The sequence below is a fragment of the Janthinobacterium aquaticum genome, from assembly GCF_009208565.1.
Classification (GTDB): domain Bacteria; phylum Pseudomonadota; class Gammaproteobacteria; order Burkholderiales; family Burkholderiaceae_D; genus Janthinobacterium.
This window is the reverse complement of sequence record NZ_WFLK01000006.1, coordinates 55,752-81,613: the sequence shown is the minus strand read 5'-3', so window position 1 is coordinate 81,613 and position 25,862 is coordinate 55,752. Positions and strand designations below refer to the sequence as shown.

General features: G+C 64.0%; 18 protein-coding genes and 2 tRNA genes. 3 read left to right on the top strand and 17 right to left on the bottom strand.

Features of this window, described 5'->3' with window-relative positions:
- Positions 1 to 104: 104 nt before the first annotated feature.
- The 7 genes from GCM43_RS11535 to GCM43_RS11505 all read right to left on the bottom strand — a co-directional run bounded on the left by GCM43_RS11535 (position 105) and on the right by GCM43_RS11505 (position 7,383).
- Entirely contained in the window at positions 105 to 341 is a 237-nt protein-coding gene (locus GCM43_RS11535) for a hypothetical protein (protein WP_152244348.1), read from the bottom strand.
- A 222-nt stretch (positions 342 to 563) separates the two neighbouring features.
- Positions 564 to 2,216 carry an acid phosphatase gene (locus GCM43_RS11530; protein WP_226929453.1) on the bottom strand — a complete coding sequence of 551 codons (1,653 nt, stop codon included), beginning with the start codon at positions 2,214 to 2,216 and terminating at the stop codon, positions 564 to 566.
- 114 nt (positions 2,217 to 2,330) lie between these two features.
- Positions 2,331 to 2,594 (bottom strand): hypothetical protein, encoded by a 264-nt coding sequence (locus GCM43_RS11525; RefSeq protein ID WP_152244346.1) that lies wholly within the window; start codon positions 2,592 to 2,594, stop codon positions 2,331 to 2,333.
- Positions 2,595 to 2,614: 20 nt separating this feature from the next.
- Positions 2,615 to 3,172 (bottom strand): Hcp family type VI secretion system effector, encoded by a 558-nt coding sequence (locus GCM43_RS11520; protein ID WP_152244344.1) that lies wholly within the window; start codon positions 3,170 to 3,172, stop codon positions 2,615 to 2,617.
- Between the two features lie 127 nt (positions 3,173 to 3,299).
- Positions 3,300 to 5,780, bottom strand: coding sequence for a TonB-dependent siderophore receptor (locus GCM43_RS11515; RefSeq protein ID WP_152244342.1), 2,481 nt, complete (start codon positions 5,778 to 5,780; stop codon positions 3,300 to 3,302).
- A 90-nt stretch (positions 5,781 to 5,870) separates the two neighbouring features.
- Entirely contained in the window at positions 5,871 to 6,863 is a 993-nt protein-coding gene (locus GCM43_RS11510) for a FecR domain-containing protein (protein ID WP_152244340.1), read from the bottom strand.
- Position 6,864: 1 nt separating this feature from the next.
- Positions 6,865 to 7,383, bottom strand: coding sequence for a sigma-70 family RNA polymerase sigma factor (locus GCM43_RS11505; RefSeq protein ID WP_152244697.1), 519 nt, complete (start codon positions 7,381 to 7,383; stop codon positions 6,865 to 6,867).
- 247 nt (positions 7,384 to 7,630) lie between these two features.
- Here GCM43_RS11505 and GCM43_RS11500 point away from each other — a divergent pair, with 247 nt between their 5' ends.
- Positions 7,631 to 8,248, top strand: coding sequence for a hypothetical protein (locus tag GCM43_RS11500; RefSeq protein WP_152244338.1), 618 nt, complete (start codon positions 7,631 to 7,633; stop codon positions 8,246 to 8,248).
- 36 nt (positions 8,249 to 8,284) lie between these two features.
- Here the strand turns inward: GCM43_RS11500 and GCM43_RS11495 are convergent, their stop codons facing one another.
- From GCM43_RS11495 to GCM43_RS11485, 3 genes are all read right to left on the bottom strand, one after another.
- Positions 8,285 to 9,325: a hypothetical protein gene (locus GCM43_RS11495; protein ID WP_152244336.1), complete on the bottom strand. Its 1,041-nt coding sequence runs from the start codon at positions 9,323 to 9,325 to the stop codon at positions 8,285 to 8,287.
- 173 nt (positions 9,326 to 9,498) lie between these two features.
- Positions 9,499 to 9,575: transfer RNA gene (locus GCM43_RS11490), tRNA-Met, on the bottom strand.
- A gap of 132 nt (positions 9,576 to 9,707) precedes the next feature.
- Positions 9,708 to 9,784: transfer RNA gene (locus GCM43_RS11485), tRNA-Met, on the bottom strand.
- A 397-nt stretch (positions 9,785 to 10,181) separates the two neighbouring features.
- On the opposite strand from GCM43_RS11485, the gene GCM43_RS11480 reads away from it, so the two are divergent.
- Positions 10,182 to 11,015 carry an alpha/beta fold hydrolase gene (locus GCM43_RS11480; RefSeq protein ID WP_226929463.1) on the top strand — a complete coding sequence of 278 codons (834 nt, stop codon included), beginning with the start codon at positions 10,182 to 10,184 and terminating at the stop codon, positions 11,013 to 11,015.
- A 96-nt stretch (positions 11,016 to 11,111) separates the two neighbouring features.
- Here the strand turns inward: GCM43_RS11480 and GCM43_RS11475 are convergent, their stop codons facing one another.
- The 6 genes from GCM43_RS11475 to GCM43_RS11450 all read right to left on the bottom strand — a co-directional run bounded on the left by GCM43_RS11475 (position 11,112) and on the right by GCM43_RS11450 (position 21,650).
- On the bottom strand, positions 11,112 to 12,290 hold the full coding sequence (locus GCM43_RS11475; RefSeq protein WP_152244332.1) for a methyltransferase: 1,179 nt from the start codon (positions 12,288 to 12,290) through the stop codon (positions 11,112 to 11,114).
- Positions 12,291 to 12,392: 102 nt separating this feature from the next.
- Entirely contained in the window at positions 12,393 to 13,259 is an 867-nt protein-coding gene (locus tag GCM43_RS11470) for a hypothetical protein (protein WP_152244330.1), read from the bottom strand.
- A 61-nt stretch (positions 13,260 to 13,320) separates the two neighbouring features.
- A complete protein-coding gene (locus tag GCM43_RS11465) occupies positions 13,321 to 13,530 on the bottom strand; it encodes a hypothetical protein (protein WP_152244328.1) in 210 nt (69 codons plus the stop codon).
- Positions 13,531 to 13,595: 65 nt separating this feature from the next.
- Positions 13,596 to 17,351, bottom strand: coding sequence for an AAA family ATPase (locus GCM43_RS11460; RefSeq protein WP_152244326.1), 3,756 nt, complete (start codon positions 17,349 to 17,351; stop codon positions 13,596 to 13,598).
- Positions 17,348 to 18,586 (bottom strand): exonuclease SbcCD subunit D C-terminal domain-containing protein, encoded by a 1,239-nt coding sequence (locus GCM43_RS11455; protein ID WP_152244324.1) that lies wholly within the window; start codon positions 18,584 to 18,586, stop codon positions 17,348 to 17,350. Before GCM43_RS11455 ends, GCM43_RS11460 begins: the two co-directional genes overlap by 4 nt.
- Positions 18,587 to 18,638: 52 nt before the next feature.
- Positions 18,639 to 21,650, bottom strand: coding sequence for a PAS domain S-box protein (locus GCM43_RS11450; protein ID WP_226929452.1), 3,012 nt, complete (start codon positions 21,648 to 21,650; stop codon positions 18,639 to 18,641).
- Between the two features lie 183 nt (positions 21,651 to 21,833).
- Between GCM43_RS11450 and GCM43_RS11445 the strand changes: the two genes are divergently transcribed.
- Positions 21,834 to 22,205 (top strand): YajD family HNH nuclease, encoded by a 372-nt coding sequence (locus GCM43_RS11445; RefSeq protein ID WP_152244322.1) that lies wholly within the window; start codon positions 21,834 to 21,836, stop codon positions 22,203 to 22,205.
- Between the two features lie 223 nt (positions 22,206 to 22,428).
- Here GCM43_RS11445 and GCM43_RS11440 read toward each other — a convergent pair whose 3' ends face one another.
- The gene (locus GCM43_RS11440; protein WP_152244320.1) at positions 22,429 to 25,572 is read right to left on the bottom strand and encodes a di-heme oxidoredictase family protein; all 3,144 of its coding nucleotides are present in this window, start codon (positions 25,570 to 25,572) and stop codon (positions 22,429 to 22,431) included.
- Positions 25,573 to 25,862 lie beyond the last annotated feature (290 nt).

Genomic DNA, 25,862 nt, shown 5'->3' with positions numbered 1-25,862 from the left:
CGGGCCGGTAAGAAAAGCGATGAGCACAGTCTACAGGCGTTTTATGCGCCCTGGTGCGAATGGTGTGTTGTGCAGGCGGCAGACAAAGGCCGCCGGCGGGGAGGTCAGTGATCGGGCGCCCAGATCGGCAGGCCGGTCAGATCCAGCCCTTCGTCGCGCTGCCAGACCGGCAGACCGGTGGCGTCGGTCGGTTCCAGCAATTCGAGCTGGACCTGTTTCAACGCCACCTTGCGCGTGCGCACGCGGCGCTTCGGTTCGGCCTCAGGTTCTGGCACCGGCGCTGGAGGCGGTGGCGCTAAACCTGGCAAGTCGATGGTGGCGTTATCTTTTTTATCTCTCATTTCTGAACCTCGGGTCCCGGCTGCATCCGAAGGCACTGCCGGGAGCGGGCAGAAAGCTGTCCGCAGTTTGATGACGTGTGATGACTATAGGCGCTTGCCCCACAAAACAAAAGCCCGGCTACGGGAGTCGGGCTCATTGTTGTTGCAAGCGTCAGGAAAGCTGAACCTGCGGAGTTAAGTGCGGCACGCAGTGTATCACAGGCGCGCCGCCCCGTGGGAAGCTTAACGGAAGCTCAGGGCGCCCGTCAGGTCACCCGGTGGCAGCGCGCCACGGGCGGCAAACGCCTCGTTGCGCACTTTCAGGCCTTCGAGCAGCGGCAGGCCGTGCAGGCGGGTGATCAGGCGCAGGATCGACGTGGTGTCGTAGAAGCTGTGGTCGACCGCGCCTTTTTTTGCGTGCGGCGATACCACGATGGCCGGAATACGCGTGCCTGGACCCCAGCGGTCGCCTTTGGGCGGCGCCACGTGATCCCACCAGCCGCCGTTTTCGTCAAAAGTGATCACCACAATCATGTCCTTCCATTGTGGCGACTCCTTCAGATGCTGGATCACGTTGGCCACGTGCTGGTCGCCCGACTCGATATCGGAATAGCCGGCATGCAGGTTCAGGTTGCCCTGCGGCTTGTAGAAGGTGACCGCCGGCAGCTTGCCGGCCACCACGGCGGCGAGGAATTTGTTCGAGATCGGGCTGTCGCCGGTGCCGCCGTCGCGCAGGTGTTCGGCGCGCGCTTGCGTGCCGGGTGCGAACTGCTTGAAATAGTTGAGCGGCTGGTGGTGGTACTGGAAATTCGGTTTGCTGCCGCCGCCCTTGTGATCGAGCGCCGCCTGCCAGCCGCCGCCATACCAGGCCCAGCTCACGCCTTTGCGCGAGAGCAGGTCGCCGATGGTGTCATAGGTTTGCGGCGGCAGCGTGTTGGCGTCTGCCGGGTCGGCATGCAGTGGATCGCCATCATAGGCCGGGCGGATATAGCTGGGCTGATACGGCGGCGCCATGGTATTGACCGCGTAGCCGTCCGGCGTGATGGCGCCGTCGTTGACGTATTTCGGCTTGCCATCGAGCGCTGACTTCGGGCAGTCTTCAGCGATCGCCAGGCGCACACCCTGCGGACCGTCGGCCAGCACGGCGATTTTTTTCTTTGCCGCCGTCTCGGCTGCATTGAAGTATTCGTTGGCGCGACCCGTCACCAGGAACTGGTGGTTCATATAGGAGCCGCCGAAAGCGGCCATGAAGAAGTTGTCGCACAGCGTGTACTGCTGGGCGATCTGCCACAGGTTGAGGTTTTTCGACGTCTCGCCGTAGTGACCCATCACCAGGCCGCCGCTGTCGGCCCAGGCGGCAAAGCCGTCGTTCTTGCCACCGTTGATCTGCATCTGGTTGTTGTAGAAGCGGTGTACCAGGTCGCGCGTGATCAGGCTTTCCGGCAGCGGCTTGTCGGCGGCGTCGCTGAGTTTGTAAGGTGCATTGGCCAAGCCGGTGATCTGGTCTTCCTTGATCTGGTAATCAGTGCCGCCGATATTTTGCTGGTTCGGCACCAGGCCGCCCCAGATCTTCGGCAGCGTGGCCAGCGGCGTGCCGTCGCGGTCGAGCTGCTGCGCCTGCGCCGGCGTGACGCTCGATAACGGCGCACTGGTGCCGGGGAAGTTGGCGAACAGGTTGTTGAAGCTGCGGTTTTCCAGGTAAATCACCACCACGTTTTTCACGTGCGCCTTGAGCTTGGCGTCGAGCGACCCTTTGACCACGGCCGGCTTGGCCGCTGCCACGGCAGGCAGGCCGCTGCTGGCCAGGCCGACGGCGGTGGCGGCCTGGAAGATGCGGCGACGCGCAGGATTGGCTGGCAGGTCGGTGGACGGGGCTTGCGGGTCGTTGGGCTTCACTGGGCTCTCCGGAATAAACAAAGGGGAAATTGTAGCAGTTGCTCTGTGGCTAATTGAAGTATCTGCGACATGGGCCTGGCTGTTGCACGCGCGCTGATGCTTCCGTTGCCGCTTTCAGTCCAGCGCGCCGGTGCTGCGGTGGCTGCGCCAGACCTGCCCGCTGCCAACGCGGCGCACTTCCAGCACGCCGCGCTGCGCCAGTTCCTGCAAGGCCGTTTGCGTCGCCGCCAGCTGCAGCGGTGCGGATGCATCGCCAGCCGCATCGTCCCAGCTGATCCAGCCAAGATAAATGCCTTCGAGCGTGTCGGCTGCCTGCGGATGCTCGGCGATGTGGCGGCTGATCGCAGCGAGGGCGAAATCGTGCAGTTTCTGTTTCATGGGATATGCCTGCTGCAGATTCAATTTGTAAATTGTTCGATGGAACGGTTTTTGAGCACGCTCCAGCCAGTCGTCTGCGCAGCAACGCCCTTGCTGCGCGACTGCTGCGCGTCGTAGGTCCACAGTATTTCAGTAAAGCTCAGCTTGAATTGCTCGGTTGGCATGTCGTTGGGATGGGTTTGAAACTGGATTTCGCTGATGATGGCGTCGCGCAGCGCAAAGGTAATGAGGCTTGCTGGCTGCTCGCCCGCGGCGCGCATGATGTGCAATCTGGTCGGTGCGCTGGCACCTTTTCCGAGCGGTTCGGCGCGTAGGCAAAGACCGTATAAGTTGACCGATGTCCTGTCGATGTATTTGGTCAAAGTAAATTCGCTCAGAATCGGACGCCCGGACGTGCGTGCCGAGTTGCTGACGTCGGTGCTAACTTGCTGCTTCATGCCCTGGTGGACGGAGATCAACTCGATGCATGGGCCGCAATCGGGAAGCATGCCTGCCCATTTGCTACGGTCCATATCGCCAACGTCGCTGAGTGCATCGAGCAGGGCAGGATTGCCCGGCTGCAGAAGTATCAAATTCATTCCGCCTCCTGAAAGATATCGGTCATCAAACAGCCACCAGGCATGAAGTGGCGCCTGGCGATTGTACCGGCACCAGCCATGGTGGTCTATCTTTCGATATCGCTCAGAAGGTACCCATCGCGAAGAATCAGAACTGGTACTTGAGCGTCAGCGACGCATTGCGCCCCGGACCATACATGCCCGAATACCACCAGTCCGACACCGACGCCGTGTACTTTTTGTCGAACAGATTGCCGACATTGAGCGTGGCCGTCAGTTTGTCGTTGACGTCGTAGCGCGCCATCAGGCTGGCCACCGAGTACGATTTTTGTGTCCAGTGCAGCGTGCGTTCGATCTGCCACGCTTCGATATCGGAATACACGCGGCTTTGCCAGTTGACGCCGCCGCCGACCGTCAGGCGATTGAGTTCTCCAGGCAGGCGGTAGGTGCTCCACAGTTTGACCAGGTGGCGCGGGAAGGTAGTCTGGATTGCCTTGCCGTCAGCGTCCTTGGTCTGGCTGTACGACCATGACGCCGACACGTTCCAGCCAGTGATGGGCGCGCCCGTCACTTCCAGGTCCAGCCCTTGCGTTTTGGCGCCCCTGATGGTGCGGTAGGCCGGGAATGTTGTGCCGGGCACGGTGTAGCCGGGGTCCGATTCGGCCAGGTTGCTCTGGCGGATCTGGTACAGCGCCACGGTGGTATCGAGGCGGCCGTCAAACCAGCCGCTCTTGACGCCGACTTCGTAGTTCTTGCCTTCGCGCGGCGCCAGCAGGGCGCCGTTGCGGTCCTGCGAAGCCTGCGGCTGGTAAATGGTGGAGTAGCTGGCGTAGGCATTGTGGCTGGCGTCAATCGCATAGACGAGACCACCGTAAGGCGTGAAGACGCGGCTTTCCGAGGCCGGCGTCTGGCTGTAGTAATCGATGCTGGGCGCCTTGGTGACATAGTTCTCGTCATAGCGCATGACCTTGGCGCTGACAATCGCCTTGAGCTTGTCGGTCACGGCAAAGCGGCCGGCGGCGTAGGCGCTGGCCTGGCGGCGCGTGCTGTCGTAGGTAACGTAAGGGCCGCCGTAGACTGGCACCTCGTCGCGCGCCCAGGTGTACAGATTGCCTTTCTTGCGCTGCACGTCCCAGTCGTAGCGGCCATCGGTCTTGCTTTCAAATTCGCTGTAGTCAAAGCCGAACACCAGTTCATGCTGGCGCTCGAACAGCGTGAAAGGGCCGCTCAGTTTCAGGTCGGCGCTGTTGACCTTCAACTGGTAGTCGCGAAAATTGGCTTTGAGCGGCAGGCCGTCGCCAGTGGCCTGGTCGGCAAAGCCGTCGCTCACGCCCAGGTAGAGCGAACGCTCCGACTGCGATGACTGCACGTGGTTGGCGGTCAGCTTGATCTTCCAGTCGTTGGCCAGCTGGTGTTCGAGCGCAGCAAAGGTGTCGGTGGCGTTGATATTGAAACGGTTCGATGGCGCTGCCGGATTGAATGAGCGTGGCAGGTCGGTCATCTGGCCATTGCTGAAAAATAGCGGGAAGCCCAGGTAGGACAGCGAACCTTTCGAGCGGTTGCGCTGGTGCGTGACGCCAGCGCTCAGCAGCGTGCCCGGTGCAAGATCGGCTTCTATCACGCCGTACACTACTTTGCGGTTGCGCTGGTAATCGTCGATGCTGCCTTCGTCTTCTTCGCTGACGGCCACCACGCGACCGCGCAGCGTGCGCGCTTCGTTCAGCGGGCCGGCCGCGTCTGCCACGGCGCGCTTCTCGTGCCATGAACCGAGCGCGCCTTCGACCGATGCCTGGAACTGCGCGGTCGGCTTCTTGCGCACCATATTGAGCGCGCCCGACGCGTCGCCGGCGCCGGTCATCAGGCCCGAGGCGCCGCGCAGCACTTCGATGCGGTCGTACAGCGCCATGTCGGCCAGGCTTTGCGAGGGCAGTGCGTTGAGGCCGAGGTTTTCCGAGTGGGTACTGACGCCATCGAGCTGGTAGTTGGTGATGGCGTAGCCGCGCGAGGTAAAGCCGGTGCGCTCGCTACCGAGCTTGAACAGGGTAATGCCGGGCGCCTGCGCCATGACCTGGGCGATGGTGTTCAAGCCCTGGTCCTGCATGCGAGCGCTGGTGATCACGCTGACCGATTGCGGCGTATCTTTCAGGGCCAGGCCCAGTGGCGTGGCAGTGGTGAGCGCCACTTTCGATACATAGCTGGTGCTGCCTTCGGTGGCGTCCTGCTGCGCCATGACCGAAATTTCGGGCAGGGTGGCGGCCACCGGTACGGCTGGCGCTGCGCGCAGCGCGTAGCTGCCATTGGCGCTGCGTTCGGCCTGCAGGCCGGTGCCGCGCAAGACGCCGTTCAGCGCTGCATGCACGCTGTGGCGGCCCTCAAGGCCGGCGCTGTTCTTGCCGCGCGTCTGCTCGGGCGTGAAACTGAGAATGACGCCACCCTGGCTGGCCACCTGGCGCAATGCGCTGGCCAGGTCTCCGGCCGGCACGCGAAATTCGTGCGTGATTTCCTGTGCGGTGTTTTCCTGCGCCAGGGCCGGCGTGATGCACGCGGCGCCGGAAGTGAAGAAAGCAAGCGCCAGGGCGCGCGCCACGAGGGTGCGCCGTGGCGTGGCGCGGGGAAGAGAAGCAGACATGGTGTCCTTGTGTCGAGTCAGAAGAAAAGTGCTTTGCCTGTACAGGACACGCGGGAAAACAAATCGGGTAAGTTTTTTTTGAATTTTTTTTCAGGATGCGGCGTGTGCTTCCACCTGCACCCAGTAGCGGGTGCGGAAGCGGATGGCGACCGGCAGCGAATTGGGCAGCGAGGCCAGCACCGCGTCGGTATCGGCCAGCGGGAACACGCCGGAAATGCGCAGTCCCGCCACGGCGTCGTCGCAGCCGAGCAAGCCGTGGCGGTAGCGGCTCAGCTCATGCAGAAAGTCGCGCAGCAGCATATCGTCGGCCAGCAGCAGGCCGTGGCGCCAGCCCCAGATATCGCCCGATACGCCATGTGCAGGCGCTGCCGCCTGCGCCGTCATGCTGCTGGCCTGGCCGGCCTGAACCAGCACGCTGGCGTTGCCATGGCGCGGCGTCAGTCGCACCGCGCCCTGTTCCACCGCCACGCTGGTATGTGCATCGTCCTGGCGCACCGAATAGCGCGTGCCAAGCGCCTGCGCCTGGCCATGCACGGTGTCGACCAGGAACGGACGGTAGGGTGTGCCAGCTTCGCGTGCGGTGCTGATGAATATTTCGCCGCGTACCAGCTCTAGCCGCCGCTGCGCGCCGTCAAAGCGGATATTGACGGCGCTGTCGCCATTTAACTGCAGCACGCTGCCATCGGCCAGCGTCACGCTGCGGCGCTGGCCCAGCGGGGTAGAGATATCGGCCAGCAGCGTGCGCGCCGCCTGCGTGCGTGCGCCGCCCCAGGTGGCCAGGCCGATGGCGGCCACCCAGCCCAGCATGCCCAGGGCCTGGCGCCGTGTGGCTGCGCGCGGACGCTGTATCAGCGCCTGGCGGCTGGCTTTTGCGTCGAGCGCCTGCAGGCCGCCGCTGACTTTTTCTATATGCGTCCAGGCCCGTTCATGGTCGGGATGGGCCGCACGCCAGGCCTGCCACTGCTGACGTTCGGCGGGCGTGGCGTCGCCGCTCATTAGGGTGGTCAGCCATTCGGCTGCCTGCATGGCCACATGCAGGTCGATCGGCTGTCCTTCTGCATACACTTTGCTGGCAGCGTGCATGTCAAGGCGCTGCAAAATCAGGCACGGCAAAAAAGCACAGCAGATTGGCGTGGCTCAGGTATTTCTTGACCGAGTGGGCAGTAACCCCCAGTTCGGCGGCAATGTCCGCATAACGCATGCCGTCCAGGTGGGCCATCAGAAACGCGGCGCGCGCCTTGGCCGACAGTTTGTCCAGTGCATGGTCGATGCGTTGCAGCGATTCAAGCAAGATCGCCATCGTCTCAGGCAATGGCGCCTGGGCTTGTGGCTGGTGCAGCAGCGCCTCGATATACGCCTGTTCCAGCTCTTCGCGCCGGCAATGGTTGGCCAGCAGGCGCCGGGCAATGGTGGCGAGAAACGGGCGCGGCTGGATAATTTCGCGGCTGTTGCCTACCAGCAGAATCTTGATAAACGTATCCTGCGCCAGGTCGCCGGCCAGGCCCGCATCGTGCAAGCGACGCTTGAGCCACTGCAGCAACCAGCCGTGGTTCTCGGCATACAGCGTCTGGAAGTCCGGCGAAGAAGGGGAGGCGGCAAGCAAGATGGTCAATCTAAATGAGAATTGTTCTCATAATAGCCGAGCGGACGGTGCGCGGCAATCGGCAACCGCGTGGCGTTGTGGAAATGCGACTTTACAACGGGCGATGTGCGAGAATGCCTGCTGTCGACTGGTCGTGGAGAAAACAATGCTGTGGTTGTTTGGCGGTGCCCTTGCTTTAGTATTCGCCAGATATTTTTGGCTCAGCCATTTCAGCCGCGTCAATGTGATGCGCCGCCAGGCTTTAAGCATGAACTGGCTGGTGATCGGCCAGGTTGCCAATGTGGAAGGCGGCAGCGATATCCTGCTGGGCCGCAGCGGCCAGGGTGCCAAGATCGACTGGCGCAATGGCGACGTGCGGCTGGTCAACCCCAAGCTGGCCGAAGTGTTTGAAGACTTCCTGGCTGTCGAGCGTTGGCTGGTGCGTAACGACATGCTGCCGCTGCAGGAGGCCGAACCCCGGCCGGCAGCGCCGGCGCCAGCACCTGAGTCGGTGGCAGAGAGCGTGGCACCGCCCGTAGCGACGATGGACGATGTGCCGCCAGCCGGCATTGAAACGCTGCTGACGTTCCAGCAGCGCGTCGACGCCTGCCTGCAGCAGGGCGAGGGCGGGCAGGAATTGCTGGAGACCAAACAGGCATTCGAGGCGGGCAGCGACAGTTACCTGGCCGCGTCGAACGAACTGGCCGGTGCGGCGCTGGAGATGGGTGTTGCACCGGGTATGGTGGCCATGTTCCATATCAGTGCCTTTGCCGCCATGGCCGAGCAAAAGGACGAAGACAGCCTGGCGCGCGCTGCGGCCAGCTTGCAGGCAGCTGCAACACGCATGCGAGCCGATGCCCAAAGTGTGCCGACGGTGGCAGCCTGAGGCGCCACCGGGCAGCCTTGTGGGGCAGCGCGATAATCAGCGCGATAACACGGCTTCACCGATCTTGCCTGGGTAATCTCCCTGTTTTTCCGCTTCAATAAAGGCGTTCAGAAAAAATTTCATTTCCGTATTGTCCTTGGCAAAGCTGAGTGCGGTGTCACCCTTGCTGTCGGGGCTGCCAGGGCGGATGGCGGCTGCTGCCAGGAACAGCCGTACCGTCAAAAAGTCGTTGCGGCGTGCCGCATCGACAAACTGGTCCTGGTCGAAGAATTTGAAGCCCATGGCAGTGAGCTCCTTACGGGCGCCAATCAGCGACAGGTCCACGCCGCCGTCCATATGGCGCTGCGCTGCCGGCTTTGCCGGTGCGGAAGCCTGGACTGGTGCTGCCTGCTCCGGCTTCGCTTGTGCGGCCGCCAGTTCTGCTGGTGTCGGTGGTGGAATGATCTGCGCAACGGCATCCTTGTCAGGTTCCTCAACTGCCATGCCTGGCGCTTCGATGCGCGCCACCAGCGCTGTGGGCAATACCTTGCGGATGGCCTCGATGTTTTCCTTGAGCTGGCCGCTGATACGTTCGCCATCGCTGCCGCGTATCGATTTCGTGATGCTGTTGAACAAGCCGCCGGTCAGAGATTCGGTCTTGCGGATCACGTGGAAAATGATGTCGATCCTGACCCCGCCCTGGAATGCATACATGCATGAGCGCAAAGCTTCACGGTTGAAGTAAAACGCATTCTGTACCGGTGGCGGCATTTTGGTCAGTTCCGCATAGGCGCCGTCGCACACGTAATCGGTCGCAGGGCTGCCCTGGATCAGCACCGACTTCTCTGTCGGCGCGCCGGGCCTGGCTGGCAGCGGTGTAGGAATAGTTTTGAAGTTGAGGTTGGTTGGAATGGCAAACTGCGACAGGGCGTCTTTGACTTTTTCCGCAACTTGCTGCGGTGGCAGGTCGCGGATCACGAGTTGCGCCTTGCCTGTCTGGATATTAAGTTCGTCGCGTATATCCTTGGCGTGGGCCTGGGAAAGCGTTGCGATAATGATGGCGCTCAGGAGCGCCGTTCTGGTTGTATTGATGTGCATAGCTCGTTGTGGGCGGTAAATAATGTCAAAAATGATTGCCACTTATCATACACAATTTCCACAGAACAACAAGCGTATGGTTGGGGTAAGTGATTCGATGGGAGCAGAATGTAAAAATGCTTGATGCAATGCAAAAAGGGCCTGTCGCAAAGCGACAGGCCCTTTTTAGTATCTGGTTGCGGGGACAGGATTTGAACCTGTGACCTTCGGGTTATGAGCCCGACGAGCTGCCAGACTGCTCCACCCCGCAGGCGAATTATATACCAAGTTCATGCCAATAGCAAAGCGGGTGAAAAATGTGGCGACTTGCGCGCGCTGGAATGCTGCGCTGCAATAGAAAAAGCCGTTGATCCTTTGCAGGACTCAACGGCTTTCCGGTATCTGGTTGCGGGGACAGGATTTGAACCTGTGACCTTCGGGTTATGAGCCCGACGAGCTGCCAGACTGCTCCACCCCGCGGGCGAATTATAGCGCAGTTTGCTGCATTGCGCAACGGCGCTCGCCTGAGCAGCCTGCCAAACGAAATGCCTGCCTCCCTACCTTCCTATAGAGGTGGATTGATACGCAATTGTCTACACTGCTTCTTGTCGTGGCCAGGCGGCCTGCCCACGTGGCGCTGCCTGGCGTCTTTCACAAGGCTAGTCCAATATCAACCCGTTTTCAGGAGCATCAGATGGAATCGAACAATAATACCAACAGGGATACCAACACCACGCCAGCCGATCCGGTGGCTTCGCGCCGTAGCGCCATTTTTGGCGGCCTGGGCGTAGCTGCTGCTACTGCCGTGGCGGCCATGCCGAGCCTGGCGTCGGCAGCCACGCGCGCCGAGCAGGCACGTCATCCGGACATGACCGACATGAACACCGGCATGATTATCGTCAAGGACGGCGCCCGTATCTTCTACAAGGACTGGGGCCCGAAAGACGCGCCGGTGATCTGGTTTCACCACGGCTGGCCACTGACCTCGGACGACTGGGACAGCCAGATGATGTTCTTCCTGCAGCACGGCTATCGCGTGATCGCGCATGACCGCCGTGGTCATGGCCGTTCGACCCAGACCGATACCGGCAACGACATGGATACCTACAGCTCCGACGTCGCTGCGCTGGCGACCGAGCTGAAAGTGACGAAAGCCATCCACGTCGGTCACTCCACCGGTGGCGGCGAAGTTGCCCGTTTCACGCGCCAGTATGGCAAGAAGCATGTCATCAAGGCCGTGCTGCTGAGCGCCGTGCCACCGATCATGGTGCAATCGGCCACCAACCCTGACGGCGTGCCGCTCAAGGTGTTTGACGATATCCGCCAGGGCACCGCGTTCAACCGTCCACAGTTCTATATGGACCTGACGATCCCGTTCTACGGCTACAACCGTCCGGGCGCGAAAGTGTCGGAAGCGATCCGCCAGAACTGGTGGCGCCAGGGCATGATGGGTGGCGTCAAGGCTGCCTATGACTGCATCTTCCAGTTCGCGCAAGTGGACTTCAGCGATGATCTGCGTGCGATGGACATGCCGGTGCTGGTCATGCACGGTGAAGACGACCAGATCGTGCCGTTCGGTAACAGCGCCGCCAAGTCGGTCAAGTTGCTCAAAAAAGGCCAGCTGATTTCCTACCCGGGCTTCCCGCACGGCATGCCAACCACGCATGCTGATGTGATCAATGCTGATCTGCTGAAGTTCTTCAAGGCTTGATGCAGCTGTAGCTGTGCTGGCTGATGTCGGATTACGCTACGCTAATCCGACCTACGCTCATACAAAAATGCCAGGTGAAAACCTGGCATTTTTGCTTTATGCCGCCGCGAGGCGCCACAGCGAAGTGACTTCCTGCGAACGCGCTGCATGCAGGCTGTCGCTGGCGTCCTGCGCACGTGGGTGGGTCGGTTTGACGTCGTGGCGCTCGATCACTTTCAGGCCAGCTTGCGCTATCCAGTCGAGCAGCTGCGCGCGCGGGCGCAGGCCCAGGTGTTCGGCCAGGTCGGACAGGATCAGCCAGCCTTCGCCGCCCGGCTCCAGATGCGCGGCCAGGCCCGCCAGGAAGCCGCGCAGCATGCTGCTTTCCGGGTCGTAGACGGCGTATTCGATGCGCGAACTGGGGCGTGCCGGCAGCCATGGCGGATTGCACACGATCAGCGGCGCGCGTCCCGCCGGGAACAGGTCGGCCTCGATCACCTCGACCTGCTCCAGCAGATCCAGGCGCGCCAGGTTGTCGCGTGCGCAGGACAAGGCGCGCGGGTCCATATCGGTGGCCACGATGTGCTTGACGCCGCGCTGCGCCAGCACGGCCGCCAGCACGCCGGTACCGGTGCCGATATCGAATGCCAGGCGCGTACCGGCCGGCAGCGGCGTGTCGGCCACCAGTTGCACATACTCGCCGCGTATCGGTGAAAACACGCCGTAATGCGGGTGGATACGCTGGCCCAGTGCCGGCAGTTCGACGCCATTGCGGCGCCATTCATGGGCGCCGATCAGGCCCAGCAGCTCGCGCAGCGAGGCCACGAACGGCTCCTCGCCACGGCCATAGGCTTCATTGCAGGCCAGTTTCACGTCGGGCGCGCGGCGCAGGGCAATCGTGTAGTCGGCCTCGAACGGCAGCAGCAGCATGGCCAGCGTGCGGGCGCGCTGCGACTGCGCCTGGCGGTGCAGATGGAATGCTGCGCCGGGGCTGGCCGGCTGATCGTCGGCCGGGTTGTTTTTTTTGCCAGTTTTTTTGCCGGGTTTTTTCTGGTCGTTACGGCGCGCCAGTGCCTGCAGCAACTGGCGCGCGTTCTGGAAGTCGCCGCGCCACAGCAGTGCCGTGCCTTCGCAGGCCAGGCGATAGGCCTGGTCGGCCGTCATGCGGTCGTCGGCAATCATCACGCGCTTGGGCGGCGGCATGCCGCTTTCGGAGCGCCAGCGGGCGCTGTGTGCGACGCCGTTCTCGGTCCAGTGGATCTGCGGGTGGTCGGCAAGGGGTGTGGTGTCGGGCATGGCGTTCAATCGATAGAAGAGGGCGCGCGGCGTGCTGCCTGCGCAGGCGGTCTTCCATTATACGTGGCTGCCAGCCCGCCTGGTTGGCATGTTGCTGCGCGCTCAGGCCGATGGCTTGAGCGGACCGTCCGGCGCGCCATAGGCCTGCGCCAGCGCCTTGGCCTGGCTTTGCGCCCTGGCCTGTTCTTCCGGCGTGGCATTGGTTGTTGATGCTGGTGCCGGCGTTGCCTGCGCTTTCGGTTGCTGCACCAGGTCGAGCAGGCGCAGCGTCAGGCTGCCTGCTTCATTGGCGGCACCGGCTTTTTCGTCCTGCGCTGCCTGGGCGTCGTAGATGCTGCTGCGCAGCTGCTGGCCCAGCATTTTGAACAGGTCACTGAGGCTGCCGGCAAAATCCATCTTCGGCAGGTCGACGGAGGGCAGTTCGCTGCCGTCTTCGGCCTCGTCGCCAGCCCCAGCCGCAGCGGCCTGCGACTGGTACTGCGCGCTGGCGCTGATCTTTGATTCGTACTGCACTTCGATTTCGAATTCAAAGCTCTGGCCATCGGCCGTGGTAATGGTGCCCTTGCCGATAAAGTGCGCGTTTTCGGCCAGGCTGAAGCCGGCCATGCCGGCGCGGCCATTGGGGCCGGCATAGCTGGCCATCTGCGCCGCATAGCCGCTTGATGCCGACAGGTCGACCGAATCGAAATTGATGCTGGCACCGTCGCCGAACAGTTGGCGTGCCATATTGCCCAGCAAATCCTGCGCCACGTCGACGGTGGCGTTGCCCAGCGCGTCGGTACGATCCGACAAACCCTGTGCCGACAGGTCCAGGCCTTTTTTCGACAGGGCGACCATGTCTTGCGAGGTGCGCTGCATCAGCGCATTGGTCGCGCCACTGCCACTGCCGCTGCCGGCGGCTTTTGGCGCTGTCTGGGACAGCGTATTGGCGGCGCTCTGGCGGTTAGCGATGGCAGGCAGCTGGGACATGGCAATTCCAATCAGTAGGTAGTAACTGCTGTATCGGCGGTTGCGCCCAATTCTTTAACCATCAGTGGTGGTGCGACCAGCTACCGTCTGCCGACTCCAGGTAGGCCTTGACGGTTTCTGCCTGGCCGGTGGCGTGGCGTTTGACTTCGCCGCACTGGCAGATGCCCTGGTAAGGCGTGATATGCGAGCAGGCCGATACTTTCTGCAGATAGACCTGCATCGATTTCTGGCATTTGACGCATTTGAAGGTAAGGCTGCGGGCGGCTTTCATGGGTGTCCTTGATCAGTTGGATGGTGCAAAGGGGGCGATTTTAACCCAATCGCCCGCGCGCCTCATCAGCGCACCGTCACCACGCTTCTGCCGCCGGCGCCCGGCTGCACCAGGATGCGGGTGGCGATGCGCTCGGTCATTTCGCGCACATGCGAGATCACGCCAACCTTCCTGCCCATCGCCTGCAGGCCGTCGAGTGCATCCATGGCCACGCGCAGCGTTTCGGTATCGAGGCTGCCAAATCCCTCGTCGATAAACAGCGACTCGACCCGCACCCGGTTCGACGACAGGGAAGCGAGGCCCAGCGCCAGCGCCAGCGACACCAGGAACGACTCGCCACCCGACAGCGAATGGACCGAGCGCAGCTCGCCGCCCATGTCCTGGTCGCGCACCATCAGGCCCAGCGACGGCTGGCCGGGATTGCTGATGCGTTCGAGCTGATAGCGCCGCGCCAGCTGGGCCAGATGCGCGTTGGCATAGCCGAGCAGCACCTCCAGCGTGAACTGCTGGGCATAGTTGCGAAACTTCTTGCCGTCGGCCGAGCCGATCAGATCGGCCAGGCTGGCCCATCGGTGTTCGACGCTGGCCTGCTGCTCGATCTGCTTCAGCACTTCCTGCGCACTGTGGCGGCGCGCATCGTCCTGCGCCAGCGCCAGGCGCAGGCGCGTCGCTTCCTGGTTGGCGGCGCCGCGCTCTTCGCCCAACGTATCGAGCGCCTGTTGCAGCACCTGTGGATCGTCCTCCAGCTCGGCTGGTCGCAGCGCCAGATGCGCGAGCTGGCGCTGCTGGCGTTCGGCCAGCACCGACGCCGCTGCCGTCACGCGGTCGGCGATGGCCTGCAGCGCCGCGCGCTCGGCGCGCATGGTGTCGGGCGTGACAGCCAATTGCGCGCGCAGTTGCGCGAGGTCGGCAGGCGCCTGATCGCCTTGTGACTGCTGCAATTGCGCCAGCCAGTCCTGTAGGGCGCAAGCTGCCTCGGCCTGCTGTTGCTGGAGAGTGGCGATGCGCGCGTTCGCTTGCGCGCAGGCTTCGTCGAGCCGCGCACGCTCATGGCCTGCTGCCTGCACTGCCTGCTGGGCGCGGGCCAGCGCAGCCTTCGCCGCATCGACGTTTTGTGCCAGCTGCTGCTCGACTTGCGCCACGTTTGCCCCTTGCCAGAGGGCGGCGCGCTGCGTTTGCAAGCTTTTGAGCTGGACGTCGAGCTGGGCAAACGCCGTCTGCGCCTCCTGCGCCAGTTGGCGCGCCTGGTCAGCCTGCGCGTGCGCGTGTTGCAGCTGCACGGCCAGCGTGGCGAGCTGGCCGGTACGCTCATCCTGCGCCTTGTTTTGCGCCAGCCACTGCGTACTTTGCGCCTGGCGCGCGGCACGGAAATCGGCCGGACCCTGGCGCCAGCCGTCTTTCCAGTCGCCGGCTTCGTCCATGTCGGCAAAGGCGCGGTTCAGCTGCGCCAGCACTTCGCCGAGCGACTGGCGCGCCGTTTCCTGGCGTTCTGCGGCAGAAGCCAGGCGCGACTGGCATTGCAGCAGCTGCGCCTGGGCTTCGTTATGCAACACGCCCAGGCGCGCGTGGTGCGCGCTGGCCTCGTCATAAGCGGCCTGCGCCTGGTCGCGCGCGACGCCGGCCTGGCGCAGTGCGGCCAGTTGCTGCAACAGGGCCTGCAGGCTGGCCATATTGGCGGCCAGCTGGTCGGCCAGCCACGCCGTGCGCAGCGCCGGCTCGGGCAAGCCGGGCAGCGCACTGTGCTCTATCCATTGTTGTTCCAGGGCGGCCAGCAGCGGCGGCAGACGGGTCAACTCGGCCTGCGCCGTGGCCTGCTCGCGCGCCAGGCTGGCCAGCGCCGCTTTGTGCAGGGCCAACTGGTCGCCATGGCTGCGCAGCTGCGCGCGGCAGGACAATACGCCATCTTGCAAGCTGGCCAGCATCGCATGCAGCGCCGTTTCGGCCTGGCTGTAAGGATGCTCAAGCGCGCCGCACACGGGGCAGGGCTCGTCCTCTGCCAGGTTGGCGCGCATCTGCTCCACGCTGGCGCTGCAGGCAGCCTGCGCACCGGCCAGTGCTTTTTCAGCTTGCGCCAGCGCCGCTTCCAGGCCGGCCGTCTGCGCCGCCAGTGTCGCTTGGGCGGCGCTTTCCTGCTGCACCGACTGCGCCAGTTGCGTGGCCGTGTCCTGCCATTGGCGCAGTTGCTGCTGATGGTGAGCCAGTTCGGTCCAGCTTTTTTCTGCCGTGGTGAGCTGCCGCGCCTGGTTTTCCAGCTGTTCGCGCCGCTGTTCCAGTTGCGCGCCATCGAGCGCCTGCAGCGTCGCCAATGCGGTGGCGCGTTGCTGCTCGCGTTGCGCCAGCTCACTGGCGGCCTGTGCCAGCGTGGCCTGCAGACTGGCGGCATCGTCAGCGGCCTGGCGCGCTGTCAGCTTAGCCTGCGCCAGGCTGGTATCGAGCGCATCGGCCTGGGCTGCGTGCTGGCCGGCCTGCTGCAGCAACTGATCCCACAGCGGCCACTCCTGCGCCAGCGTGCGCCAGTGTCGGTGCTGTTCCAGCCACTCGGCGCCGCTTGCCTGCTGCGCCTCCAGCGCCTGCTGGCGCTGCTGCACGGCCAGCAGTTCGGCGCGCGCCGTATCGTTGGCAGAATCGGCTGCCTGCATGGCAGTGCTGGCTTGCTGGTGCGCCGGCAGGCGCGCGGCGATGCCGGCGTCGAGCGCCTTGGCCTGATCGAGCTGTGGCGCCGCCGCACGTTGCGCCGCTTCCTGCGCCTGCAACTGTTCGCCGGCCAGTTGCGCACTGGCAGATGCTTGTTGTTCGCCGGCCAGCGCCTCGGCCGCCTGCTGGCGCGCCAGCGTCAATCGTTCGCTGGTCTGCGCCAGTTCGCCCGCCAGGCGCGCCGTATCGTCGAGCAGGGGGCGGGCCGGCTGCAGCAGCTCCCATTGCGCCAGCGTGGTGATGCGTGGCTGCGCCTCGGCCTGCGCCAGCCTGGCCGCTTCCATGTCCTGGCCGGCACCCGCCACGCTGTCGTGCAACTGCTGCGATTGCTGGTGCCAGCGCTGCTGGCTTTCCAGCACGCTCTTGCGCGCATCGAGCTGATGCAAGGCCGCTTCGGCCGCTTCGGCCTGCGCCTGCGTTTCCTGGCGCAGTTCGGGCGCCATCGGTTTCTGGTCTGCCAGCTTGTCGCTCAGACGTTCGAGCAGCTGTTTTTCCTTTTTTGCCCGCTCGAAAGCGCGCATCGAGATGTCGCTGTAGATGGTGGTGCCGGTTAGCGTTTCAAGCAGCTCGCCGCGTTCGTTGTCTTCGGTTTTCAGGAAGGTGGAGAACTCGTTCTGTGCCAGCAGCACGGCGCGCGTAAACTGGTCAAACGACAGGCCGATGCGCTGTTCGATCGCTTCCTTTACTTCCGTCTTGGTGCCGCCGATGGGCTGCAGCGCAGGCAACTGGTGCAAGCTCATGGCGGTGGCCTGCAATGCGCCTTCGGCCTTGGTGCGCGAGCGGCGCACGCTCCAGCGCGCGCGGTAGCGGCCACCATCGTTGCCGACAAAATCGACCTGCGCATAGCCCTCCGGCGTGCCGCGCCGCAGCAACGTGCGCGTATCTTGCGCATTGACCGTTTCCTTGCCGACGTCGGGCAGTGCATTGCGCCCGGCCACGCGCAGCAGGCGCGGCGTGGCGTCATACAAGGCCAGGCACAGCGCGTCGAGCAGGGTGCTTTTTCCGGCACCGGTCGGCCCGCTGATGGCAAACAGGCCGGCAGACGCCAACGGTTCCTGTTCAAAGTCGACCAGGAATTCACCTGCCAGCGAGGCCAGGTTCTTGCCGCTGATGGCGAGGATTCTCATGCTTGCACCTCAGTGTCGGGCAGCAGCAGTTCGGCCAGTGCGCTCAGTTGATCGGGCGGCGCCTCCTTGCCGAATTTTTGCTGGTACAGCCGGCGGAAGATTTCATCGGGCTGCAGTTGCGCCAGCTGGTCGAGCGTCATGGCAGCCGGCGCATTACTGGCTGCGGCACTCGAGGTCTCGATTTTTGCCAGCCGTACCGGCTTGCCGTCCAGCGCTGCTTCGATGCGCGCGCGCAGGCCCGGCTCGGGGGCGTCCAGCCGTACCCGCACTTCCAGGTAGGGCTGTGCTTCAGGCGGCGCTTCAGGCATGGCCAGTGCGGCCAGCTGCGCCAACACCTCAAACACCGGCGCCGGTTTTTCGGGCACGCGCAGCAGCGGCACGGCGCGCGGGATATCGAGTACGCGCAACTTTCCCAGCTGCGCGCCGTCCAGTTCCAGGCACAGCACCTGGTGGCGATAATGCACTTCCGCAAACGACAGCGGGATCGGGCTGCCGCTGTAGCGGATATGTTCATGGCCGCCCACGGCTTGCGCCTTGTGCAGGTGGCCCAGCGCCGCATAGGCGATGGCCGGGTCAAAGATCCCGGCCGGCAGCATTTCGGCGCCGCCGATCACGATGCGCCGCTCGGAGTCATTGGACATATCGCCGCCGACCATATGGCAGTGGCCCAGCGCGATAATGGCCTGGCCAGGTGTGCGGCGCGCCAGCGCCAGGTCGGTCAGCTGGCGGTACAGCAGGGCGATGCCGCCCAGGTAAGGCTCCTGGGGGCTGTCGGGCGCCAGCTTCGGCACGTCGCCGGGGCGCAGAAACGGCACGGCCAGGCACCAGGCCGCCACATTGCCAGCGTCGTCATGCAGCGGCAGCAGCAGGCGCTCCAGGTCGATCTGGCCGGCCTCGTCGCGCAGCACATGGCCGATCACATGCGTTCCTTGCGCAGCCAGCAGCGGCCCCGGTGCTTCCAGGCGGCCGGCCGAATCGTGGTTGCCGGCGATAACGATGATCTGCAGCGCCGGCAGGCGCGCGCGCGCCTGCTGCAGGAAACCGTACAGCTGCTTTTGCGAGGCGGCCGAAGGGTTGGCGTTGTCGAATACGTCGCCGGCCACCAGCAGCACATCGATGCGCTCGGCCACCAGGGTTTCCAGCAGCCAGTCGAGAAAGCACTGGTGCTCGTAGTGGCGCTCGTAATTGTGCAGGGTCTGGCCCAGGTGCCAGTCTGAAGTGTGCAGCAGACGCATGGAGATCGGTCGGGCGAAGGTGGGAACAGGCGTCAATATAGCAAATCGGCGCTCAGGGTTCGACCGCGCCTGCACGGTAGCCGTTGCGCCCATCCTGCTTGGCCTGGTACAGCAGCACGTCGGCCTGCTGCAGCAGCGCCGCTGGCGTGATGTCGGCGCCGCAGTAGAAGGCCAGGCCGATGCTGGCCGAAATACTGACCACCGTGCCATCGAGATCGAACGGCTGCTGCATGGTGCTGACGATCTGCGCCGCCAGCACGGTGGCGTCGTCGGGCCGGTGCAGATGGCTCAGGATGATCGTAAATTCATCGCCGCCCAGGCGCGCGATGATATCGGTGGCGCGCATGGTGTGGGTGAGGCGCTGGGCAAAGGCGCGCAGCAGCGCGTCGCCCATGGCGTGGCCGTAGGTGTCGTTGACAGGCTTGAAGCGGTCGATATCCATGTACATGGCGGCCATCAGATGTCCCTGGCGGCGGCTTTCCTGCATGCAGTCGCTGAGCTTTTGCAGGAAGCCGGCGCGGTTGGTGAGGCCGGTCAGCGTATCGACCTGGGCCAGCGCCAGCAGGCGCTGCTTCTCGCGCTTTTGCACCGTAATATCCTGGCGCATCACGTGAAAGCCCACCACCTGCAGCTGGTCTTCGCCGATCTGCGGAATGTAAATGACCTCCATGCAGCGCGCGATATCGTCCTTGATGTCCTCTTCCTCAAAGCTCAGCGTCTCGCCGGCCAGCGCGCGCAATATATACGGCACCAGCATGCGGTAGCGCTCTGCGCTGACGGTGTCAGGTATGCGGCGCCCCAGCACCTGTGCTGCCGGCATGCCCAGTTCGCGCTCGTAGGCAACGTTGAGGAAGCGGTAGACCTGGTCGGCGTCGATATAGGCGACCATGGCCGGCAGCGTGTCGGCAATGGTGCGCAGGCGCGCTTCGCTTTCCAGCAGCGCCACTTCCGACAGGCGCAGGGTGGTAATGTCGTCCAGGCTGCCGACCCAGCCGTCGACGCGGCCGTCGACCAGGATCGGCGCCAGCTTGAGCGAAACCCAGACCAGCTTGCCGTCGCGGTGCACCCAGCGCAGCGTGGCCTGGAAAGCGCTTTGTTCTCGCTTGAGCCGGTCCAGCGCCCCGTGCATCTGCGGATAATCGTCGCGATGCAGCGCGCCAGTCCAGCCGGCCCCCAGCGCAGCGGCGCGCGGCAGGCCGGTGATGGCTTCGAAGGTGCGGTTGACATAGGTGCAGCGGCGCTCGCGGTCGAGGCGCACCAGTCCCAGCGGCGAGGAATCGGTGACGGCAGCCAGTTCGGCCTGGTGTTGGCGCAGCGCCAGTTCCTGCTGGCGGCGCTGCGAAATATCTTCGCCGATGCACAGGATATATTCCACCTGCTGGCGTTCGTCGAACACCGGCACCGACACCACGTGCAGATAACGCGTGGTGCCGTCGGCCAGGCGCAACGGCTTTTCCACATGGTCGATCACGCCGCGTTCGGCCAGCACCGCGCGGTCGTCTTCAATGTCATGCAGGCCGAAGTCGGGCGGAAAAGCCACGCTGTCGGTCTTGCCCAGCACGTCGACGGCCAGGTAGCCGGTGACCAGTTCGGCCGCCGTGTTCCATACCACCATCTGGCCGAAATTTTCCGGGCGCGCGCTTTTGACGTACACCAGCACCGGCAGATGTTCGACCAGGGACTGCAGAAAGCTGCCCTTGTCGCGCACGGCCAGCTCGTCGCGCTTGCGCGCGCTGATATCACGCGAGGTCAGCGCCACGCCGTCGATAATCGGCACCACCTGGTGGCGCAGCCAGCGCGTGGCGCCCGAGGCCAGCTTGAGCTCGAACTCTTCCTCCTGCGGCTGGCCGCTTTGCATCACCTGCACGAAGCGCTCGAAGAAACGCTCGCCGCGCATCAGCGGCAGTACCTGCAGCAGGCGCTGGCCCAGCAGTTCGGCGCGTGGTTTGCCCAGCATATCGGCGGCGCTTTCGTTGATATCGGCCAGGATAAAGTCCTGCGGCGATGCACCGGGAGCTGGGCGCCAGGCCTTGAGCAGCATGATCGAATCGAGGCTGGCCTGGTGCGCCGCGCGCAGCAGCGCCTGCGCTTCCCTGGCCTGGCGCGAACTGCGGCGCAGGCGTGCGCTCTGGCGCGTCAGCAGTGCGCCGAAACCCACGATCAGGAGGCTGACGCCGACCAGCGCGCCCAGGTACAGGCGGCGCCGGTGTTCGAAGTGCTCCAGCGCGCTGGAGCGGCTCACCCCTACCACCGCCAGCAGCGGATAGCGCGCCAGCTCGCGGTAGCTGTAGATGCGGTCGGTGGCGTCGATGGCCGGCACGATCTCGATTTCTTCCGGCGCGCGCGCGGGCGGGCCGGGCGCGCGAAAGTCGATGCGGTCGCTGATGATCTGCTGTTCGCCGATGCGTCCTACGGTCAGGCCGCTGTCGCGCGCCACCAGCATCAGCGCGCCGTGTTCGTCAAGGTCGAGGCGATCGTAGTCGTCGACAAAATAGGTGGGGTCGACCAGCACCACGATGGCGCCGGCGAAATTGCCGCCGCTGTCATTGAGGCGGCGCGCCAGGCGGATGGTCCACTGCTTGCTGGCTGCATCGAGCACCGGCGTATCGACCAGCGCCACATCGAGCGCATTGCCGGCCAGCGCCTTGAAAAAAGCCTGCCCGCCCGGATACTCGGGCAGATAGGCATTGCTCGTGTCAATGATACTGCCGTTGGCGTCCACCAGTGCAATGGGCAAGGCCAGCTTGGATGGCAGCACGCTGTCGAGCAGGCCGCGCGGCCGGGTAAATTCTTTCAGGCGCAAGGCGCCGCCGGACTCCTCGAACTTGAGCTTGAACAGCTGCGTGGCGTGGTCGGTCTGGCGCAGGATAGTGCTGGTGTGGTCAGCCAGCGTGCGTGCCAGCGACTCGCTGCCGGCGACCGCATCGCGCATGCTGCTGGCGCGCTCCTGGCGTATCTGCGCCAGCACCGCGCCCCATAGCAGCGCCAGCAACAGCAGCGCAAACAGCGGCACCAGGCTGAGACGGTAAAGGCGGCTGAACAGGCGTGGCAGAGGTCTCGTCATCGTGATCGCGAAAGGAGGCAGGCGCTGGACCCATTTTGCTTTAAATCAAGCACGCACGGCGAGAAAGATGGCAAAAAAATCCATGCCGCGCGCATGGCGGGCCGATAGTGCGATGAAAAACAGCCAGTTTGACGGTGACTGTCATTAAAATGGCTATTTATTCCACCGATATTGAAGGCACATATGCAAGCGAAGAAACCTGACGCCGCCAGGCTCGATAAAATCGTGGCCGAGGCACGGCGCGCCGCCGATCAGCGCGAGAGCGGCTATCGCGAACGGTCGCTGAAGATGTATCCATGGGTGTGCGGACGCTGCATGCGTGAATTCACGCGCGCCAACGTGCAGCAGCTGACCGTGCATCACCGCGACCATAACCACGACAACAATCCGCCCGATGGCAGCAACTGGGAGCTGCTGTGCCTGTACTGCCACGACAACGAACACTCGCGCTACCTGGAAGCGGACCGCGGCGCCGGCTTGCTGTCGGCCGAGGTGGCGCCGGCGACGCATAATCCGTTTGCGGCGTTGGCGGGGTTGATGAAGAAAAAAGAATGAAGGTAGGTCGGATTAGCCCGCAGGGCGTAATCCGACAACATTGTTAGCGTCAGCGGTATTGTCGGATTACGGCCCCTGCGGGGCCTAATCCGACCTACGGCGGCATCAGGATATTTACAGCGATTTGAGTCAAGTAGGTCGGATTAGCCCAAAGGGCGTAATCCGACAACATCGTTGGCACACGAAGGTATTGTCGGATTACGGCCCGAAGGGCCGGCGATGCTTACAGTGATTTGAGGAATGCCAGCAGCGATTCCCGCTCCGCTTTGGACAGCGCCTCGAAACGCTGGCGCGAGCGGGAGCCTTCGCCGCCGTGCCACAGGATCGCTTCGGTCAGGCTGCGGGCGCGGCCGTCATGCAGGTAGCCGGCCTTGCCTTCCTTGCCCAGCACTTTTTCCGTGTAGCCGATGCCCCACAGCGGGGCGGTGCGCCACATGGCGCCTTGCGCCTGGCCTTCGACAAACTTGTCGGCCAGGCCCGGGCCCATGTCGTGCAGCAGCAGGTCGGTGTAGGGGCGGATGGTCTGGTTGCGCAGTTCGGCAAACAGGTGGCCGCTGCCGGTTTTCATTTCCACCGTATGGCAGGCAGCGCAGCGCATGCCCTGGAACAGTTTTGCGCCGGCCGTCACCTGCTGCGGGTCGACCTTCAGTTCATCGATAGGCGCCACGCCCTTGGGGAAACCGCTGGCGATGCTGCGCTGGGCCGGCACGGCGACCAGCGCCAGGTAGTGCGAGATCGACTGCAGGTCCGCCTCGGAAATGCCGGCCTGTTTGCCGCCGGCAGCGCAGGCGACGGGGCCTGCCGTGCAGGCGCGGTTCGGATACACCGGCGAAGTCACGGCCATGTCGAGCAGCAGCGCCTCGGCTGCCTGCTGGCGCAAGGTGGCTTTGGCCGCCTTCCAGCCGAAGCGGCCCAGGCGCACGGCGCCGCTTTCCGGGTCGTACACGAAGTTGGCCTGGCCCTTGACGCCGTCGGCGTCGGCCGTGCTGCGCACGCGCGCCAGGATGTCGGCTTCCGGCACCGCTTCAAGCAGGCCGGTGCCGATCATCGGCGGGGCGGCGCGCAGCGAGACGATAGATGGCACCGGGCCCTCGAAAGCAAGTTTGGGCTTGCGCAGTTCGACCACGCTGCCATCGGCCAGTGTCACCTGGCTGGTCTCGAAACCACCGACGGCCACGCTGTTGCCCCAGTTTTGCGGCACACCGGCGCCCGAGACGGCATTCATCTGGATCGCCGTGCCGTATTGCGGGTGCGGCACCTGCATGCCGGCCGCATCGAGCGCGGCCACGCGCACGGCCATCATGTCGAGCCGCTGATTGATCGAGGCGGGCGCCGGGCTGCGGCCATTGTTGACGTGGCAGGCGATGCAGGCCGACTGCGTATAGCGCTGCCCCTGCAGGCCGACGGCTGGCGCATAGCGGTCGTTGCCGCCTTCATTGTGTTCGCCGGTGCGGAAGTTGGTGTGCACCAGGCGCCGGCCTTCGACAAAGCGCTGCATGTTCTGCATGCCGGTATGGTTGTGCGGCTGCTGAAAGATGAACAGCGCGTTGTCCGAGTAGTTGTAGGACACCGAACCCAGGCCGCCCGACAGCGTCTCGGCCGGCAGCGGCGCCGCATTGAGGCGCGGCTGCACGCCATACCATGGCCGCAGGCCGGCGCCCACCACATAAGTCCATTCGTAGGAATAGTAGCGGATGCCGCCATCGTCGCCCTGGGCCGCCATCGCCTCCTTGGTGGAAAACATCGACGGCGATACTTCGACCACGTCGCCCGACACCAGCGCGCGCGCCTTGACATCCTGGCCGTTGGGCATGCCGTTGGCATCGAGCCCGCCGTGGCCCGGATACTCCCTGATCAGCATGGTGCAGGCGCCGTTGATGCCGTTGGCAGTATTGAGCTTGCCGGCGGCCGGGTAGGCCAGCGGTTTGCACACCGGTACATTGCGGTCGACCAGTTCGCCCGGCGACATCCAGCCGTAGCCGGTCACGCCAGGGCGGTCGAAACCGCGAAAGAAGGCCACGCCGCCGGACAGGAAGTCGACCGTGGTGTACTGGTTGACGATCAGGGTGGGCTTGGTGACGCCCGCCACGCGGCTGTTGTCGATAATCTCGACACCCCAGGTGCGGTTCTTGAAGTACTGCGGCACGAACGTCAGGTAGTTGCCCGGACCCTTGTCGACCGGCAGGCCGGTGACCGGATCGACCGTCTCGTTCGGGCCGTAGCCGATTTCGTTCCATTCTTCGCCGCGTTCGCGGCCATGACGGGCCAGGCCGCGCGCGCCAAAGCGCGTGACCAGGGTGCCGTCGGCCAGCGAGAACTGCAGCGTTTCCAGCGGTTCCCGGGCAGCGGGCAGCGGTGCAAAGGCGCTGCCATCTAACGGGAATTTGAGTGCCGAGGTGGCTTGTTGCGGCAGGCTGTTGTCGCTGCCGGGCGACTTGAACACCGCTTCGAGCAGCGAGTAGCCATACTGGGTAGCGCGTGCCACGCCTTGCAGGCGGATATAGCGCGCGTTGACGCCAAGATTGAAAAATTCCTCGGTGCCGCCCTTGCCGTTGCTGACATAGCGCACCTGGGTCCAGCTGCTGCCATCGTTCGAGGTCTGCAGCGCATATTCCTTGCCGTAGGCGTTTTCCCATTGCAGCTGCAGGTAGCCGATGGCGGTTGGTGCGCCGAAGTCGAACTGGATCCAGGAGCCGTCTTCAAAAGTGCTGGCCCAGCGGGTGGCGCTCTTGCCGTCGATGGCCATGGCGGCCGACATGCCCGGGTTTTCCACCGGCGAGGAGGTGGCGGCGACCGGCTTGATCAAGACGCCCGGTTTGGTCGGATCACCAGGGGCAGGTTCTGCCGGCGTGACCGGCGGGGTGTCCGGCACGGTCGCTGGCGTGCCCGAAAACGCCTGGATTTCAAAAATCGAATAGCCGTACTGGCCGGCGCGCTTGACGCCCTGCATGCGCAGGTAGCGGCCCTGGCCGGACAGGCCCGTGATGTCCTCGACGCCGCCGCTGCTGTTGTCGACGCTGCGGATGGTGGTCCAGTTATTGAGGTCGTCGGATACCTGCAGCAGGTAGGCGCTGGCATGCGCGTTTTCCCAGGCGATGCGCACGCGCGTGATCGTCTTCGATGTGCCGAAGTCGATCGTCAGGTTTTCAGCATCGGTAAAAGCGCTGCCCCAGCGCGTGCTGTCGTTGCGGTCGATGGCGGCCGCTGCCGACAGGTCGCCGCGTTCGGCCGAACTGGCTGTCGCGCCGATGGGCGTCAACACGGTTTCCGACGACACTTGCGAGCCAAACTGCGCCGCGGTCGCCAGGGCGGGCGCGCCAGGCTGTTCACTGCCGCCGCCACCGCAGGCTGCCAGCGCCAGTGCCATTGCGAGCGGCAGCAGTGGAGCTGCCCTCAGGCCATGCCGAAATTGATTTATCACACGCTTCCTCGTTGATTGTTATTGATATAAGAAGTTGGCCTGCCGCCCATGCAACAATGCACCAGTGCACCGCCTGCAATGCAGAACAGTGTTTGGTCATGATGAAGGAAGCAGGGGATTTTAATTTCCGTATGGAAATATTTCCCACGTTATCGCAGCTCAGTTGCGCTGTCAAGCAGACAATGGCCTCTGTGGCTGGCGCTGCAAACATGCGTGGCGCAGGCCAAAAATGCGCT